The organism is Streptomyces sp. NPDC001507, assembly GCF_042894765.1.
Classification (GTDB): domain Bacteria; phylum Actinomycetota; class Actinomycetes; order Streptomycetales; family Streptomycetaceae; genus Streptomyces.
In genome coordinates, this window is record NZ_JBIAVV010000010.1 from 141,462 (window position 1) to 157,656 (window position 16,195).

A 16,195-nucleotide genomic window follows, 5' to 3' on the forward strand; every position below is an offset into this window, starting at 1 on the left:
GTCAGACCCCCTCTACGTCCGCGAACGACGCCTGGTAGGCGGCGAACTGGGCTCGCTCCTCGTCGACGAGCGCATGCCCGTCGGCGTACACGTTCTCGAAGATGGCGAAGTTGTCCGGGTCCGGCATGGCCCGTACCGCTTCGCGCACTCGCCTGCCCAACGCCTCGGACTCGGCCTCGAGTTCCGCGAAGAATCCCTCGTCCGCGTGGTTTGCGGTCTCCAGGTAGCGGCGCAGGCGCAGGATCGGGTCCTTGGCCTCCCAGGCCTCGCGCTCCTCGTCGGCCCGGTACTTGGTCGGGTCGTCGGAGGTGGTGTGGGCGCCCATCCGGTAGGTGAAGGCCTCGACGAGCGTCGGGCCCTCGCCGCTGCGGGCGCGCTCCAGCGCCCACTTGGTGACCGCGAGGCAGGCCAGCACGTCGTTGCCGTCGACCCGGACGCCGGGGAAGCCGAAGCCCTGGGCGCGCTGGTAGAGCGGGACGCGGGTCTGCTTCTCGGTGGGCTCGGAGATCGCCCACTGGTTGTTCTGGCAGAAGAACACCACCGGGGCGTTGTAGACCGCGGCGAAGGTGAACGATTCGGCGACGTCGCCCTGGCTGGAGGCGCCGTCGCCGAAGTAGGCGATGACCGCCGAGTCCGCGCCGTCCTTGGCGACGCCCATCGCGTAGCCGGTGGCGTGCAGCGTCTGGGAGCCGATGACGATCGTGTAGAGGTGGAAGTTGTTGCTGTTGGGGTCCCAGCCGCCGTGGTTGACGCCGCGGAACATGCCCAGCAGGTTGGTCGGGTCGACCCCGCGGCACCAGGCGACGCCGTGCTCGCGGTAGGTCGGGAAGACGTAGTCGTCCTCGCGGGTGGCCCGTCCGGAGCCGATCTGGGCGGCCTCCTGGCCGAGCAGGGACGCCCACAGGCCCAGTTCGCCCTGTCGCTGCAGGGCGGTGGCCTCGGCGTCGAAGCGGCGGGTGAGCACCATGTCGCGGTACAGACCGCGCAGCTCCTCGGGGGTGATCCCGGCGACGTACGCGTCGTACTCGGCGTTCTTGACCCGCTTGCCCTCAGGGGTCAGCAGCTGCACGAGCTCGGGTTCGGTGCTCTTCTTCGTGGTGGTGCGGCTGGTGGTGCGCTTGGTGCCGGTCTTGCTGCCGGTGGTACCGGCCTTGCCTGCGGCGCTGCGTCGCGGTGTGCCCGCGGCACTGCTGTCCACGCTCACGTGTGCTCCTCCGTCGGTCCGGCCCCCGGGGTTGCCGGGTGAACCAGTGCGGCTCACCTGCTTCCGACACCCGTGGCACGGGGTGTGTGCCACTCGGCCGGGAACAGGCGTGACAGGTGCCCCGGCGAGCGCCCTGCAACATGCACGTTACCCAGTGCTCCACATTTCTGTGAAACCCCTCCTGACCTGCGATTTTGCTTGGAAATCCAAGTAATTTTTGCTTGGGTTTCCTAGTAAATCGTCGAGGGCCGGAAGGTCGCTGGTCAGAGCCTTGCAGGAGGCCGGAGCTACGGCACGTTATCCCGCCCGCCGGGGCCACGGGAAGACATCGAGGTGTCCGGTCTGGTCACCGATGGCGGGGCGCGCGCCGAGTGCGGCGCCGCGACCCTACGCCCCGCACCACGCCTCCGGAGGCCGTCTTTCGCACTTGTATTCGCCGCGGTCCGTCACATGACCGAAAGCGACCATCGGCGACTGCCTGTGACAACGCCCAGTTCACAGCGCTGACGCTTGCCCTAGCATCTGGCGCGTGCCGCGCTCATGTGTACCACCCCTCGCGCCTCACGCGCCCCCTCTGGGCGCCCTGCTCCGGCGGTACGCCGCCGGTTCCGCGCTCGCCTGCGAACCGGTCGAACAGGGGCTGCTCAACCGCGGCTACCGCCTCTGCACCACCCGCGGCCGCTACTTCCTGAAGCACCACTTCGACCCCGACACCGCCGACCCGGCCGCCATCGAGCGGCGTCATCTGGCCACCCTGCGGCTGGCCGCCCTCGGCGTCCCGGTCGCCCCGCCCCTCGCCGACCGCGACGGCCGCACGGTCGCCGTCGTCGGCGGCCACGCCTACGCGCTGCACCCCTGGATCGACGGCCGGCACCGGCACGGCGGACAGCTCACGCGCGGGGAGTGCGCGCGGCTCGGCGCGCTCCTCGGCGCCGTGCACGCCTGTCTGGAGCGCGTGATGCCGCCGAAGGGGCGCACCCGCCCGGCCACCGGCCCGCATCCCGTCGAGAGCGCCGACCCCGCCGACACCTTCGCGCTCATCGACGACCTGCTCGCCCACGTCAGCCGGCACCGCCCCGCCGACGCCTTCGACGAACTCGCCCGCCACCGGCTGCTCGAACGCCGCGCCCTCCTGGAGCAGCACGCCGCCCGCCGCCCCCCGCGCGGCGCCTCGGTGGGCTGGGTGCACGGCGACTTCCACCCGTTCAACCTGCTCTACAAGGACGACGCGCCCGCCGCGATCGTCGACTGGGACCGGCTCGGCGTACAGCCCCGCGCGGAGGAGGCCGTCCGCGCCGCCGCGATCTTCTTCGTGCGCCCGGCGGGGGCGCTCGACCTGCGGAAGGTGCGGGCGTACGCGCGCGCGTACCGGCGCACGGCCGGAGCCACGCCCTCGGAACTCGCGGCGGCCGTGCACCGCGTGTGGTGGGAGCGGCTCAACGACTTCTGGATGCTGCGCTGGCACTACGAGCGCGGTGACACCCGCGCGGACCCCCAGTTCCCGGCCGCCTCGGCGCTCGCCGTGTGGTGGACCGGGGAGTACGACGCGGTGTGCGACGCGTTCGCGCAGTAGCCGTCGCCGGGGGCCGGTGGCGGCCGGTCAGCCGAAGGGTGTCGGTGTCCTTCAACCGCCGCCGACACCGGTGCCCGCGATCGAGCCGGCGTCGGTGCCGCCGTCGCCGCCCGCGCCTGTCGTGTCGGAAGGCTGCGTGTCCGGCGAGCTCGCGGTGTCGGTCGGCTGCGAGGCGCTCGCCGTGTCGCTCGGCTGGTCGCTCGGCTCGCTGCTCTGGGTCTGGGACTGGGTGTACGACGGGGTCTGCGACGGCGTGTAGTCGGAGTTGCCGTTGTTGCCCGAGCCGCTGTCGTCGGTCGCCGTGTCCGTGGCCGTGTCGCTGGCCTCGTCCGACGGGCTGGAGCTGGGCGTCTCGTCCTTGGTGGTCTGCGAGACGGTCGGGGACTGCGACGCACCGCTGCCGCCGCCGTCGCCGCCACCGCCCTTGTTGAGCGCCAGGGCGACACCCGCCGCGATGGCGATCACCGCGAGGACGGCCAGGATCCACAGCCTGCCGCGGCCGCTGCCCTTGTTGCCGTGCCCCTCGAAGCCGCCGTCGTCCCCGGCCCCGTAGCCGCCCGGCAGGATCGGCTGCGGGATCTGCGTGGTCCCCGCGCCGGTCGCCGGGTACGGCATCGCGGTCGTACCGGCGAAACCGGCCGCCGGGGTCTGGCGGCCGTCGTGCACCGTGACCGGGCCGGTGTTCCAGGTGCCGGTGTGGCCGCCCTGGTCGTACAGCATCTGCAGGCCGTACTGGACCAGGCCGCGCATCTCCTCGGCGGTCTGGAAGCGGTCGTCGGGCTCCTTGGCGAGCGAGCGCATGACCAGGCCGTCCAGCTCCGGTGGGGCCACGCCCTCGGAGGTCTGGGAGGGCGGCACCGGGATGTCCTGGACGTGCTGGTAGACCACCGCCAGCGGGGTCTCGCCGATGAACGGGGGCCGCAGGGCGAGGAGTTCGTAGAGCAGGCAGCCGGTGGCGTACAGGTCGGAGCGGTGGTCGACGGCCTTGCCGAGCGCCTGCTCCGGGGAGAGGTACTGGGGCGTGCCCATGACCATGCCGGTCTGCGTCATCGTCGTGGACGCGCCGTGCAGCGCGCGGGCGATGCCGAAGTCCATCACCTTGACGGCGCCGTTGTGGGTGATGATCACGTTGGCGGGCTTGATGTCGCGGTGCACGATGCCGTGCTGGTGCGAGTAGGCAAGCGCGTCGAGGACACCGGAGACGATGATCAGGGCCTGCTCGGGGCCCGGTGCCTCGGCATTGATCAGCAGGTCGCGGATGGTGCGGCCCTCGACCAGCTCCATCACGATGTACGGCACGGACTGGCCGCCGACCACGTCCTCGCCGGAGTCGTACACCGCCACGATCGCGTGGTGGTTGAGCCCGGCGACCGACTGTGCCTCGCGCGTGAAGCGGGCCTTGGAGACCGGGTCCTCGGCGAGGTCGGCCCGGAGCAGCTTCACGGCCACGGTACGGCCGAGCCGTACGTCCTCGGCCGCGAACACCTCGGCCATGCCGCCCCGCCCGAGCCGGTGGGTCAGCCGGTACCGGCCGTCGCCGACCAGGCCATGGTTGCCCCACATCTCCGGCGCGTCTGACATGCCGCCGCCAGTCGCCTCGGGGTCGGACGGGCCCTGGGCGCTGTGCGTCTGTGCCATCGGTCCTCGCCGTCGTTTCTGCCCGCGGTGCGCGCGGTGTTGTCACGGTCTCCGTCGGCCACGCTACAGCCTCCGCGCAACCCGTCGGTCCGGGATCCGGCCCGTGGACGGACCGGCCATCAAACCCTTACCACTCGTGGTCGTGCAAATTCTGTGTACCGGACGTAGGCCCCCTGTAACGCTTCCGCGGCCGTTCCTTCGCGTACGGTCACGGAACGGGCACCGCGCTTGACGTGCCGGTGCCCTCCGGCAGACTTGGCCGGGAACGGGACATTCGATCAACAAGGGTGCCCGAGTGCCGGGCGGGGGACGGGGAAAATGAGCCAGGACGGCGCATACGGCCGTTACGCGGGGCGGGCTCTGGCCGGTGGCCGCTACCAGCTGCGCGACCTGCTCGGCGAGGGCGGCATGGCCTCCGTGCACCTGGCCTACGACTCGGTGCTGGACCGGCAGGTCGCGATCAAGACCCTGCACACCGAACTCGGCCGGGAACAGGCCTTCCGCGAGCGCTTCCGCCGCGAGGCCCAGGCAGTGGCCAAGCTCACGCACACCAACATCGTCTCCGTCTTCGACACCGGCGAGGACGCGCTCGACGGCTCGACGATGCCGTACATCGTCATGGAGTACGTCGAGGGCCGCCCGCTCGGCTCGGTGCTGGAGGAGGACGTACGGCAGCACGGCGCGATGCCCGCCGGCAAGGCACTGAAGATCACCGCCGACGTGCTGGCCGCGTTGGAGATCAGCCACGAGATGGGGCTGGTCCACCGCGACATCAAGCCCGGCAACGTGATGATGACCAAGCGCGGCGTCGTCAAGGTGATGGACTTCGGCATCGCCCGCGCCATGCAGTCCGGCGTCACCTCGATGACCCAGACCGGCATGGTCGTCGGCACCCCGCAGTACCTCTCCCCGGAGCAGGCGCTCGGCCGGGGCGTGGACGCGCGGTCCGACCTCTACTCGGTCGGCATCATGCTGTTCCAGCTGGTCACGGGGCGGCTGCCGTTCGACGCGGACTCGCCGCTGGCGATCGCCTACGCGCACGTCCAGGAGGAGCCGGTCGCTCCCTCCTCGGTCAACCGCGCCCTGCCGCCGGCCGTGGACGCGCTGGTCGCCCGCGCGCTGAAGAAGAACCCGAACGAGCGCTTCCCGACCGCCGAGTCCATGCGCGACGAGTGCCTGCGGGTCGCCGCCTCGCTGCAGCCGGCCGCGCCCAGCATCGTTCCGGGCATCCCGCCGACGCAGAGCGGCGCCGGGGTCGGCTCCGCGGTGTTCCCGCCGGTCGGCCAGACGACGCCGGCACCTCCCGGTCCGGTGCAGACGCCGTACCAGCCGGCTCCGGCCCCGAATCCCTACGGGACCGGGGGTCCCGCACCCGCCTACGGCTATCCGCAGCAGGCGGGCTACCAGACCCCGGCCGGGTACGCCCAGCCGGCGCCGTCGACCCCGCCGCCGTACAACATCACGCTCCAGGGGCCGTCCGGCGGGGGTGGAAGTGGCGCGGGCGGCGGGAAAGGCAACCGGCCGGTGGTCATCGGGTCGATCGCGGTGTCGCTCGTCGCGGTGATCGGCCTCGTCGTCGCGCTGGCGCTGAACACCGGCGGCGATGACGGGTCCGGTGGCAGCGGTGGCGGCGGGGGCAGCAGCGCGAGTGCCGCGGCCTCGCACGCCTCGGGCTACCGCGGACCCGACACCTCCAAGACCGTCGAGTCGACCGAGTGCACCGAACCGCAGGAGTCCTACGACGACCCGGACAAGATCCAGGTCCCGGACTTCAAGTTCAAGTACATCAAGTCGGTCAAGGAGTGCTTCCAGGCCGCCGGCTGGCGGATGAAGATCGTCTCCGTGGACGAGAACACCTACGGCGACGGCGCGGTCATGGAGCAGTTCCCGTCCGCCGGCACCGACGTCGCCCCGGAGGACATGCCGACCATCGAACTCAGGGTGTCGACGGGCAACCCGGCGACGGGCTGATGCCGGGCGCACGGACGCGGGGCGCTCTGATGCGGGCGCTTTGGTGCCGGGCACACCGACGCGGGGCGTGCTGACGCGGGGCGTGCTGACGCGGGGCGTGCTGACGCGGGGCGCAATAGAAAGGGCCCGGCGGCTGTCCGCCGGGCCCTTCGCTCCGTTTCGGGGGTGTCCGCGGGGGCTCTAGAGGTACGGCCCGCCGGAGCGGCCGGCCGGCCCGTGCTCCTCGCCCTCGTGGCCGACGCCCGGGGGCAGCGCGCGCCGCATCGACTCCAACTGGGCGCGGGCGGCCATCTGCTGGGCGAACAGGGTGGTCTGGATCCCGTGGAACAGCCCCTCCAGCCAGCCCACCAGCTGGGCCTGCGCGATGCGCAGTTCGGCGTCCGAAGGAGTCGCGTTCTCGTTGAACGGCAGCGAGAGGCGCTCCAGCTCCTCCACCAGCTCCGGCGCCAGGCCGTCCTCCAGCTCCTTCACCGAGCTGGCGTGGATCTCCTTGAGCCGGGCCCGGCTGGCCTCGTCGAGGGGAGCGGCGCGCACCTCCTCGAGGAGCTGCTTGATCATGCTGCCGATCCGCATGACCTTGGCGGGCTGCTCCACCATCTCCGTCACCGGGACCTCGCGGGAGTCCTCGTCCCCGTTGCCGCCACCGAGTGCCATCCCGTCCTGGCCCACGACCAGGATCTGCGGATTCTCGGGCGACCGTTCGTTCCTCGGCATCTCCATGCCGCCATTCTCTCGCACCCCTGCACCTCACCACCGTGGTGCCCCCCATGAGGGCTGATCCACCCCTCGGAACAGCCCCGGACCGCCCGTAGTCCCTTCGGCCGCATCAGAAATGCCGGAGTCGTCATCACATGTGAGTCTGATGATCGTCGGCCCTGACGACGACTGTGCTCCAGGAGGTCACCGACGTGACTCCAAGGCTGCGACTCCGCCGCGCCGGCGACCGGCCGCTCGGTCAGGTACGGCCCGCGCTCGTCCGGCTGCTGCTCGCCCTCGCTGCGGTCCTGCTGCCGTGCGGTACGGCGGTCGGGTACGGCCCCGGGCCGCTGCCCTCGGACTCCGCCCACGCCTCGGCCACCCCCGAGCCGTCGCTGGCCGGAACCGTGGCGGGCGAGGGCCGGATGCGACCGGGGCGGCCCGAGGGACCGGGGACGAAGGTCGAGGACCAGGACCCGGACGACCCCGACGGCCCCGGCGACCCGGAGGACTCCGGCAGACCGGACGACCAGGGCGGTAGGGACGACCAGAGCGGTCCCGGCGAAGGGACGGCGACGGAGTCCGCGGGGAGCGGCGTCGGGAGCCCGGCGGCCACCCCTGCCCAGCCGCCCCGGGAGGCCGTCCTGGCGCCCGCCTCCTCGCCCCAGCCGCCCCCGACGTCGGGCCAGGCGATGGGCCCGGGCCAGGAGGACGACACCGAGCCCGTGCTGCAGGTCCTTCCGCTCGGCAGCGGCCTGGTCCTGATCGGCCTCGGGCTCGGCCTCGCCTTCGTGGGCCTGCGGGTACGGCGGGGCTGAGGCGCGACGGGGCGACGGGGCTACGGGGCTACGGGGCTACGGGGCAACCAGCAAGACCTTGCCGATGTGCTCGCTGGCCTCGACCACCCGATGGGCCTGCGCCGCCTCCGCCATCGGCAGCTCCCGGTCGACGACCGGGCGGACATGGCCCTGGGTGATCAACGGCCACACGTGCTCCCGCACCGCCGCTGCGATGGCCGCCTTCTCGGCGAGCGGGCGGGCGCGCAGCGAGGTCGCGCTGATCGCGGCCCGCTTGCCGAGCAGCGCGCCGATGTTCAGCTCGCCCTTCACACCGCCCTGCATGCCGATGATCGCGAGCCGCCCGTTGACCGCGAGCGCCTGGACGTTGCGGTCCAGGTACTTGGCGCCCATGTTGTCCAGGATGACGTCGGCCCCCGCGCCGTCGGTGGCCTGCTTCACCTCGGCGACGAAGTCCTGCTCGCGGTAGTTGACGAGGATGTCCGCGCCGAGCTCGGCGCAGAAGTCCAGCTTCTCCTTCGTGCCCGCGGTGACCGCGACCCTGGCGCCGACCGCCTTGCCCAGCTGGATCGCCATGGTGCCGATGCCGCTGGAGCCGCCGTGCACGAGCAGGGTCTCGCCGGGGTGCAGGTGGGCGATCATGAAGACGTTCGACCAGACGGTGCAGGCCACCTCGGGCAGCGCCGCGGCCTGCTTCAGATCCAGGCCCTCGGGCACCGGCATGAGCTGTCCGGCCGGCACGGCGACCTTCTCGGCGTAGCCGCCGCCCGCGAGCAGGGCGCACACCTCGTCGCCGACCGACCAGCCGGAGACCCCGGGGCCGAGCGCGGCGATCCGCCCGGAGCACTCGAGACCGGGGTACGGGGAGGCGCCCGGCGGCGGGTCGTAGTAGCCCTGTCGCTGCATGATGTCGGCGCGGTTGACGGCGCTCGCCACCACCTCGACCAGCACCTCGCCCTCGCCGGGCACGGGATCGGGGACCTCGTTCCACACCAGCGCCTCGGGCCCACCAGGTTCGGGAATCGTGATCGCATACATGCGGCCGACGCTACTCCCCGCCCGTCCGGCCCCCGCTGGTGACGTCACCGGCGGCTCGTCCGGTCAGGCGCGGGGCAGCGGCCGTACGTCCGGGGCGACCCGGCTGCCCGGCGAGGCCCGCACGATCGTGATCAGCCGGTCCGTCGCCTCGATGGTGCCGACGGCCGGATCGTCGTACCCGAGCACCCGGTGGCCGCGTACGACGCTCACCACCAGGTCGGCCGTCTCCCGTGGCGTCCTGCCGACCTCGGCCTTGACCGCGGGTCGTTCCACGAGGTCAAGGCCGCTGCCCTGCTGGATGAGGTCCTCCATGACCATGCCGGCGGCCGGACTGAGCACGGACAGCCCGAGCAGCCGGCCGGCCGCGCTGGCGCTGGTGATCACGGCGTCGGCGCCGGACTGCTTGAGCAGCGGCGCGTTCTCCTCCTCGCGGACCGCGGCCACGATCTTCGCCGCCTTGTTGAGCTGCCGGGCCGTCAGGGTAACCAGCACGGCCGTGTCGTCACGCTGGGTCGCGATGATGATCTGCCGTGCCCGCTGCACCTCGGCCCGCTTCAGCACCTCGCTGCGGGTCGCGTCCCCCATGACCCCCGCGTATCCGTCGGCGGTGGCCGCCTCGATCACCTTGGAGCTCGGGTCGACCACCACCACCTGCTCCTTGTTCAGCCCGGTCGCACAGACGGTCTGGATCGCCGACCGCCCCTTCGTCCCGAACCCGACGACGACGGTGTGGTCCCGCAAGGCCGACCTCCAGCGGTTGAGGCGCCATTCCTCCCGGGTGCGTTCGGTGAGGACTTCGAGCGTGGTGCCGACCAGGATGATCAGGAACAGCACCCGCAGGGGCGTGATGACGAAGATGTTGGTGAGCCGCGCACTGTCGCTGACCGGGGTGATGTCACCGTAGCCCGTGGTGGAGAGGGTGACGGTCGCGTAGTAGAAGGCGTCGAGGAGATCGACCGAGCCGTCGGAGTTGTCGGTGTAGCCGTCGCGGTCGGCATAGACGATCAACGCGGTGGCGACCAGCACCAGCAGGGCCATGGAGACCCGCTTGGCGACCTGGCGGATCGGGCGCTCCACCACCTTCGTCGGGAGTCTCACCCGATGGGCCACCAGGTGTTCGTCCGCCTGGCGGGCGATGACGTCATGGCCGGGAAGTTTCACGTGAAACAGACCCCGATGCCCGCGGCCGCCCACGGCAGGTCGAGGAGTTCCGTCTCCGCGCCCTGCTGTGCTCCGCCCGGTGCCACGACCGCGAGCGCGTCGGCGGCGGCGATGCCGCGGAGCATGGCCGGGCCGTTGTAGTGCAGCGGGACCGCGGTGTCGCCCCGCAGGACGACCGGGATGAGCCGGGTGTCGTACGGGTGCCCGTGCGCAGCCTCCGCCAGCGGCACGGTGTACGGCTCCGGAGCCGGGTGGGCGGCGAGGGTGCGCAACAGGGGTTCGGCGAGGGTGAGCAGGCCGGAGACGGCCGCCAGGGGGTTGCCGGGGAGGCCGACGAGGTGCTGGTTCTCCTTGGTGCGGGCCAGCAGCATGGGGTGGCCCGGGCGCACCTTGACGCCGTCGACGAGGAGTTCGGCGCCGATACGTTCCAGGGTCGGGTGGATGTGGTCGACCGGACCGGATGCGGTGCCGCCCGTGGTGACCACGAGATCGGCCGTCGACGAGGTGATCGCCTTGTGCAGGGCCTTGGCGTCGTCGCCGAGCCGGCGGACGGCGGTGACCTCGGCGCCGAGCGCGCGCAGCCAGGGCGGGAGCATCGGGCCGAGCGCGTCGCGGATGAGCCCGTCATGCGGGAGTCCTTCGGTGAGCAACTCGTCACCCAGGATCAGGACTTCGGCGCGGGGGCGGGGGACGACGGTGACGGTGTCGTATCCGGCGGCCGCGGCGAGGCCGAGGACCGCCGGGGTGACCAGGGTGCCGACGGGCAGCAGCTGGTCGCCACTGCGGCATTCCTGGCCGCGCGGGCGGATGTCCTGGCCGTGCACCACCTCGCGGGTGGGGTGCAGCCGGCCCTGGGCGTCGAGACGGCCGTGCTCGCTGCGCAGCACCGCGGTGGTGTCCGCCGGGATCCGGGCGCCGGTGGCGATGCGGACCGCCTCGCCGTCGGTGAGCGGCTCGGGCTGCGCGTGCCCGGCCAGCACGCCTCCCTCCCGGACGTCCCAGGGTCCGGGGCCCGCGACCGCCCACCCGTCCATCGCGGAGGTGTCGAAGGAGGGCAGGTCGGTGAGCGCGTCCAGCGGGGCGGCGAGGGTCAGGCCGAGAGCGTCGGCCAGCGGTACCGAGGCGGGGGCGCGGCGGGCTCCGGACCGGGCCGCGGCCCGGGCGGCGCGCGCGGCGGTCTCGCGGGCCTGGGGCCAGGGGGTGGCGCGGTGCCGGTGGGCCGAGTGACCGCCGTGCCCGTGCCCGCCGTGCGCGGAGGGCGCCGCGGTCGCGTCCGGGCCGGGCTCCCTGGGGTCTCGGGGCTCTCTCACGAGGGCGAGTGCCTCCTCGACGTCGAGATCGTCGTCGGTGTCCGCGGCGGCGGGGGTGCCGGACCGGGTGCCGGGGGCGGTCACCGGCCGGGTCCGGGGGCCGGGTTGCCGGGGCCCGGCCCGTCGGTGGCGGCATCGGCCTCTTCCGCCCAGCGCAGGGCCAGCGCTGCGGCCTTGTGGGCCGCCTCGGCGACCGCCTCGGGGCCGCCCTTGCCCTGTGCGGCCGCGTAGCCGACGAGGAAGGTGGTCAGCGGGGCGGCAGGGCGGTCCACGCCGTGCGCGGCGTCCCTGGCCAGGTCGAGCAGAAGGCGGATGTCGACGTCCAGGTCGATGCCCAGTTCGTCCTTGACTGCGGAGATCCATTCATCCAACACGTGACCATGCTCCCTGATGCGTGCCCTGGCGTCGGCGATGTCGTCCCAGGTGTCGCAGTCGAAGGACGCGAGGGGGTCCGGGACACGGGTGAGGTGCAGCGCGGCGGTCAGGCGCCGCAGGGGGAGGCCGGTGAGGCCGTTGCCGCCGTCTCCGGCCAGGACCGCGAGGGCGTGGCGGAGTGCGGTGGTGCGGTAGGCCGCGACGAGCGGCTGGTCCCGGCCGTCGGCGTCGGTGAGCAGGGCGCCGTCCGCGGCGGTCGGGTGCAGGGCCGCCAACAGGCGCTCCACGGTCGCCTCTTCGAGGAACGGGAGGTCTGCGGAGAGTACGACCGCGCGGTCGGCGGTGATGTGCCGCAGGCCGGCGTCGAGGGCGGCGACCGGACCGCCGCCCGGTGGCTCCTCGCGGGTCCAGTGGACCGGGCGGGAGGTGGGGCGGGGGGCCGCCACGACGACGGTCCGGCGGGCGCCGGCGCAGGCCGCGAGGACGCGGTCGAGAAGGGGGCGCCCGCCCACCCGGACGGCGGGCTTGTCGGCTCCGCCGAGGCGCCTCGCGGCGCCGCCGGCCAGCACGATCGCGTCGTAGGGGGGTCGGTCGGTGGCGGTCACCTTTCGAGTATGGGGGGCGTTCTGATCACGGGGAACCGATGGGAGGGGTGGGATCTGCAGGGTGTGTTGCGTGCGCCTGCGCGTGAGGGGCGGCGGTGTGGCCGCCGTGCGCGGGTGCGGGTTGTGTGTGGCTGGTCGCGCAGTTCCTCCCCCGGCCTTCGGCCGGGGGTACCCGCAGCGCCCCTTTAGGTAGGGGTGCTCAAAGTGTCCTCAGAAGGACCGTCGGCTGTTCTACGCAGTCGGCCACGTATCGCAGGAACCCTCCCGCCGTGCCGCCGTCGCAGACCCTGTGGTCGAAGGTCAGGGAGAGCTGGACGACCTGGCGGACCGCCAGCTCGCCCTCGTGGACCCAGGGCTTCGGGGTGATGCGGCCCACGCCGAGCATGGCTGCCTCGGGGTGGTTGAGGATCGGGGTGGAGCCGTCGACGCCAAAGACGCCGTAGTTGTTGAGGGTGAAGGTGCCGCCGGTGAGGTCCGTGGGGGTGAGCGTGCCGGCGTGGGCCGACTCGGTCAGGCGGGCGAACTCCGCGGTCAGGGACTCGGCGTCGCGGGCGTGGGCGTCGCGGACGACGGGGACGACGAGGCCGCGGTCGGTCTGGGCGGCGAAGCCCAGGTGGACGTGGTCGAGTTGGACGATCTCGCGGGCCTCGACGTCGACGTAGGAGTTCAGTTCGGGGTGACGGGCCAGCGCGGCGGTGCAGATCCGGGCGAGGAGCGCGAGGAGGGAGATCCTCGGGCCCGCCGCCGCGTTCATCGCGGTGCGGGCGCGCATCAGCTCGGTCGCGTCGGCGTCCACCCAGCAGGTCGCGTCGGGGATCTCCCGGCGGCTGCGGGAGAGCTTGTCGGCGACCGCGCCCCGGATGCCCTTGAGGGGGATACGGATGCCGGAGGGGGCGTTCGAGGTGGTGGCCGGGGTCCTGGGGGCGGGGGCGGCGGCGCGGGCCGCGCTGACCCGCAGGGCGTCCTCGACGTCGGCGCGCAGGATCAGGCCGTCGGGGCCCGAGCCGGACAGCCTGCGCAGGTCCAGGTCGTTGTCCCGGGCGAGGCGGCGGACCAGGGGGGAGATCACCGGGACGGGGCCCTCGGTGAGCCGGCCGGGCGGCGCGGGCACCTGGGCGTGGGGGTCCGTTTCCGCTTCGGCGAGGGCGGTGTGGGGCGCCGGCTCCCGGGAACTGACCGGGTCGGCCGTGCCGTTCGCCCGCTCCGGGGTGGTGTTGCGGATCCTCCGGCGGCGCGCCGGAGGCGTTCCCGTGCCGTATCCCACCAGCACGTTGCCGGAGCCCTCCGTCTCGGGGACGGTGGTCGCCTCGCCGACGGCGACCGTCAGGAGCGGGGCGCCGACGGGCAGTTCGGTGCCCTCCTCGCCGAAGCGGGCGGTGACCACACCGCCGTAGGGGCAGGGGACCTCGACCATCGCCTTGGCCGTCTCGACCTCGACGACCGGCTGGTCGATCGCGACCACTTCGCCGACCTGGACCAGCCAGGTCACGATCACCGCCTCGGTGAGCCCCTCCCCGAGGTCGGGCAGTTTGAACTCCAGCACCTGTGCCATCAGCCCTCGGCCTCCCACTGCAGACGCGCCACCGCGTCCAGGATGCGGTCCACGCCGGGCAGGTGGTGGCGCTCCAGCATCGGCGGCGGGTAGGGGATGTCGAACCCGGCCACGCGCAGCACCGGCGCCTCCAGGTGGTGGAAGCAGCGCTCGGTCACGCGTGCCGCGATCTCCCCTCCCGGTCCGCCAAACCCGCCCGACTCGTGTACGACGACCGCTCGCCCGGTGCGCCGTACGGAGGCGCAGACCGTCTCGTCGTCGAACGGCACCAGGGAGCGCAGGTCGACGACTTCCAGGTCCCAGCCCTCCGCCTGGGCGGCCTCGGCGGCTTCGAGGCAGACCGGTACGGACGGGCCGTAGGTGATGAGCGTGGCGCTGCGCCCGGTTCGGCGCACCACCGCGCGGCCGATGGGTTCAACGTCCGTCGGATGCTCGGGGTTCCAGGTGTCCTTGGACCAGTACAGGCGCTTGGGTTCGAGGAAGACGACGGGGTCGTCGGAGGCGATGGACCGGCGCAGCAGGCCGTAGGCGTCGGCGACGGTGGCCGGGGTGACGACGTGCAGGCCGGGAGTGGCCATGTAGTAGGCCTCGGAGGAGTCGCTGTGGTGCTCGACGCCGCCGATGCCGCCGCCGTAGGGGATGCGGACGGTGATCGGGAGGGGCATCCGGCCGCGGGTGCGGTTGCGCATCCGGGAGACGTGGCTGATGAGCTGTTCGAAGGCGGGGTAGGCGAAGGCGTCGAACTGCATCTCCACGACCGGGCGCAGTCCGTACATGGCCATGCCGACGGCGGTGCCGAGGATGCCGGCCTCCGCGAGGGGGGTGTCGGTGCAGCGGGTCTCGCCGAACTCCTTGGCGAGGCCGTCGGTGACCCGGAAGACCCCGCCGAGGGTGCCGACGTCCTCGCCCATGACGTGCACGGCGGGGTCGGCGGCCATGGCGTCCCGCAGTGCGCGGGTGAGCGCCTGCGCCATGGTGGCCGGCTTGACGGCGACGGTCGTCATCGCGGCCCGCCTTCCTGGTCCTGCTGCTCGGCGTCCAGCTCGGCGCGGAGCAGGGCGCGCTGTTCGCGCAGTTGCGTGGTGGTCTCCGCGTAGACCTGGTCGAAGAGGTGCATGGGGTCGAGTTCGGGGTCGCGGTTCATGCGCTCGCGCAGGTCGGCGGCCATGGTCTCGGCGTCCTCGCGGGTGCGGCCGGCGAAGTCCTCGTCGAGCAGTCCGCGGTCGGTCAGCTCGCGCTCCAGGAGCAGGATCGGGTCGTGGTCGCGCCAGGCGTCGACCTCGGTGGCGCCGCGGTAGCGGGTGGCGTCGTCGGCGTTGGTGTGGGCGTCGATCCGGTAGGTGATCGCCTCGACCAGGGTCGGGCCGCCGCCCTCGCGCGCGTGCCGTACGGCGTCGGCGAGGACTTCGTGCACGGCGGCCGCGTCGTTGCCGTCGACCAGGCGGCCCGGCATGCCGTATCCGACGGCCTTGTGGGCCAGGGAGGGCGCGGCGGTCTGCTTGTCGAGCGGGACGGAGATGGCGAAGCCGTTGTTCTGGACCAGGAAGACGACCGGGGCCTGCCAGACGGCGGCGAAGTTCAGCGCCTCGTGGAAGTCGCCCTCGCTGGTGCCGCCGTCGCCGACCATGGCGAGCGCGACCACGTCGTCGCCCTTGAGGCGGGCCGCGTGAGCGAGGCCGACGGCGTGCGGGAGCTGGGTGGCGAGAGGGGTGGAGAGCGGGGCCACGCGGTGCGCGTAGGGGTCGTAGCCGGTGTGCCAGTCGCCGCGCAGCAGGGTGAGCGCCTCGACGGGGTCCACGCCGCGGGCGACCACCGCGAGGGTGTCCCGGTAGCTGGGGAAGAGCCAGTCGCGTTCCTCGAGGGCGAGCGCGGCGGCGACCTCGCAGGCCTCCTGGCCAGTGCTGGAGGGGTAGACGGCGAGGCGGCCCTGCTTGGTGAGGGCGGTCGCCTGGGCGTTGTACCTGCGGCCGCGGACGAGCTGGGTGTACAGCCGGCGCAGCAGCTCCGGGTCGGCCTTGGCGGCCGCCTCCGTTCCGAGGACGCGGTACGGGCGCTCGTCGGGCAGCAGCGGCGCTGGGTCCGTCCGGGGCTGCCAGGCGGGCGGCGGCGCCGGGCGGTACGCGCCGCGCTGCTCCATGACCGTCATGACGGCACCTCCTTGTGGGGGTGGCTACGGGAGACGGATCGCCTGTGACCCGTCCCACCTACCGATTGTTCGGTCGTCGGCACATTTTGGCTACAGGCGGCGCCAGGCTGTGGACAAACGGTTCTCCAC

13 protein-coding genes are annotated in these 16,195 nt (G+C 72.9%); 3 read left to right on the forward strand and 10 right to left on the reverse strand.

Translation table 11 applies throughout. From position 1 onward, the window contains the following. Window position 1: 1 nt before the first annotated feature. Complete coding sequence (gene pdhA / locus ACFY0K_RS30465) at window positions 2–1,204, reverse strand: pyruvate dehydrogenase (acetyl-transferring) E1 component subunit alpha (protein WP_351956737.1); 1,203 nt, start codon at window positions 1,202–1,204, stop codon at window positions 2–4. A 529-nt stretch (window positions 1,205–1,733) separates the two neighbouring features. Between pdhA (ACFY0K_RS30465) and ACFY0K_RS30470 the strand changes: the two genes are divergently transcribed. Beyond that, window positions 1,734–2,777, forward strand: a complete 1,044-nt coding sequence (locus ACFY0K_RS30470; protein ID WP_390642517.1) for a phosphotransferase — start codon at window positions 1,734–1,736, stop codon at window positions 2,775–2,777. Window positions 2,778–2,828: 51 nt separating this feature from the next. Here ACFY0K_RS30470 and ACFY0K_RS30475 read toward each other — a convergent pair whose 3' ends face one another. Beyond that, window positions 2,829–4,415 carry a protein kinase gene (locus ACFY0K_RS30475; protein WP_390642518.1) on the reverse strand — a complete coding sequence of 529 codons (1,587 nt, stop codon included), beginning with the start codon at window positions 4,413–4,415 and terminating at the stop codon, window positions 2,829–2,831. A gap of 318 nt (window positions 4,416–4,733) precedes the next feature. Here ACFY0K_RS30475 and ACFY0K_RS30480 point away from each other — a divergent pair, with 318 nt between their 5' ends. Then, window positions 4,734–6,386, forward strand: a complete 1,653-nt coding sequence (locus tag ACFY0K_RS30480; RefSeq protein ID WP_390642519.1) for a protein kinase — start codon at window positions 4,734–4,736, stop codon at window positions 6,384–6,386. A 180-nt stretch (window positions 6,387–6,566) separates the two neighbouring features. Here ACFY0K_RS30480 and ACFY0K_RS30485 read toward each other — a convergent pair whose 3' ends face one another. Next, complete coding sequence (locus tag ACFY0K_RS30485; RefSeq protein WP_093500720.1) at window positions 6,567–7,106, reverse strand: bacterial proteasome activator family protein; 540 nt, start codon at window positions 7,104–7,106, stop codon at window positions 6,567–6,569. Window positions 7,107–7,294: 188 nt separating this feature from the next. On the opposite strand from ACFY0K_RS30485, the gene ACFY0K_RS30490 reads away from it, so the two are divergent. After that, entirely contained in the window at window positions 7,295–7,900 is a 606-nt protein-coding gene (locus tag ACFY0K_RS30490; protein WP_390642520.1) for a hypothetical protein, read from the forward strand. 36 nt (window positions 7,901–7,936) lie between these two features. On the opposite strand, the gene ACFY0K_RS30495 is transcribed toward ACFY0K_RS30490, so the two are convergent. From ACFY0K_RS30495 to pdhA (ACFY0K_RS30525), 7 genes are all read right to left on the reverse strand, one after another. Continuing rightward, a complete protein-coding gene (locus ACFY0K_RS30495; RefSeq protein WP_351956743.1) occupies window positions 7,937–8,917 on the reverse strand; it encodes an NAD(P)H-quinone oxidoreductase in 981 nt (326 codons plus the stop codon). A gap of 63 nt (window positions 8,918–8,980) precedes the next feature. Then, complete coding sequence (locus ACFY0K_RS30500; protein ID WP_390642521.1) at window positions 8,981–10,078, reverse strand: potassium channel family protein; 1,098 nt, start codon at window positions 10,076–10,078, stop codon at window positions 8,981–8,983. Continuing rightward, window positions 10,075–11,472: a molybdopterin molybdotransferase MoeA gene (locus tag ACFY0K_RS30505; RefSeq protein ID WP_390642522.1), complete on the reverse strand. Its 1,398-nt coding sequence runs from the start codon at window positions 11,470–11,472 to the stop codon at window positions 10,075–10,077. Before ACFY0K_RS30505 ends, ACFY0K_RS30500 begins: the two co-directional genes overlap by 4 nt. Beyond that, the gene (locus tag ACFY0K_RS30510) at window positions 11,469–12,368 is read right to left on the reverse strand and encodes an NTP transferase domain-containing protein (RefSeq protein WP_390642523.1); all 900 of its coding nucleotides are present in this window, start codon (window positions 12,366–12,368) and stop codon (window positions 11,469–11,471) included. Before ACFY0K_RS30510 ends, ACFY0K_RS30505 begins: the two co-directional genes overlap by 4 nt. Before the next feature lie 199 nt (window positions 12,369–12,567). Continuing rightward, a complete protein-coding gene (locus tag ACFY0K_RS30515) occupies window positions 12,568–13,920 on the reverse strand; it encodes a dihydrolipoamide acetyltransferase family protein (protein WP_390642524.1) in 1,353 nt (450 codons plus the stop codon). After that, the gene (locus tag ACFY0K_RS30520) at window positions 13,920–14,924 is read right to left on the reverse strand and encodes an alpha-ketoacid dehydrogenase subunit beta (protein ID WP_294004403.1); all 1,005 of its coding nucleotides are present in this window, start codon (window positions 14,922–14,924) and stop codon (window positions 13,920–13,922) included. Before ACFY0K_RS30520 ends, ACFY0K_RS30515 begins: the two co-directional genes overlap by 1 nt. Next, the gene (gene pdhA, locus ACFY0K_RS30525; RefSeq protein WP_390642525.1) at window positions 14,921–16,066 is read right to left on the reverse strand and encodes a pyruvate dehydrogenase (acetyl-transferring) E1 component subunit alpha; all 1,146 of its coding nucleotides are present in this window, start codon (window positions 16,064–16,066) and stop codon (window positions 14,921–14,923) included. Before pdhA (ACFY0K_RS30525) ends, ACFY0K_RS30520 begins: the two co-directional genes overlap by 4 nt. Between the last annotated feature and the right edge of the window lie 129 nt (window positions 16,067–16,195).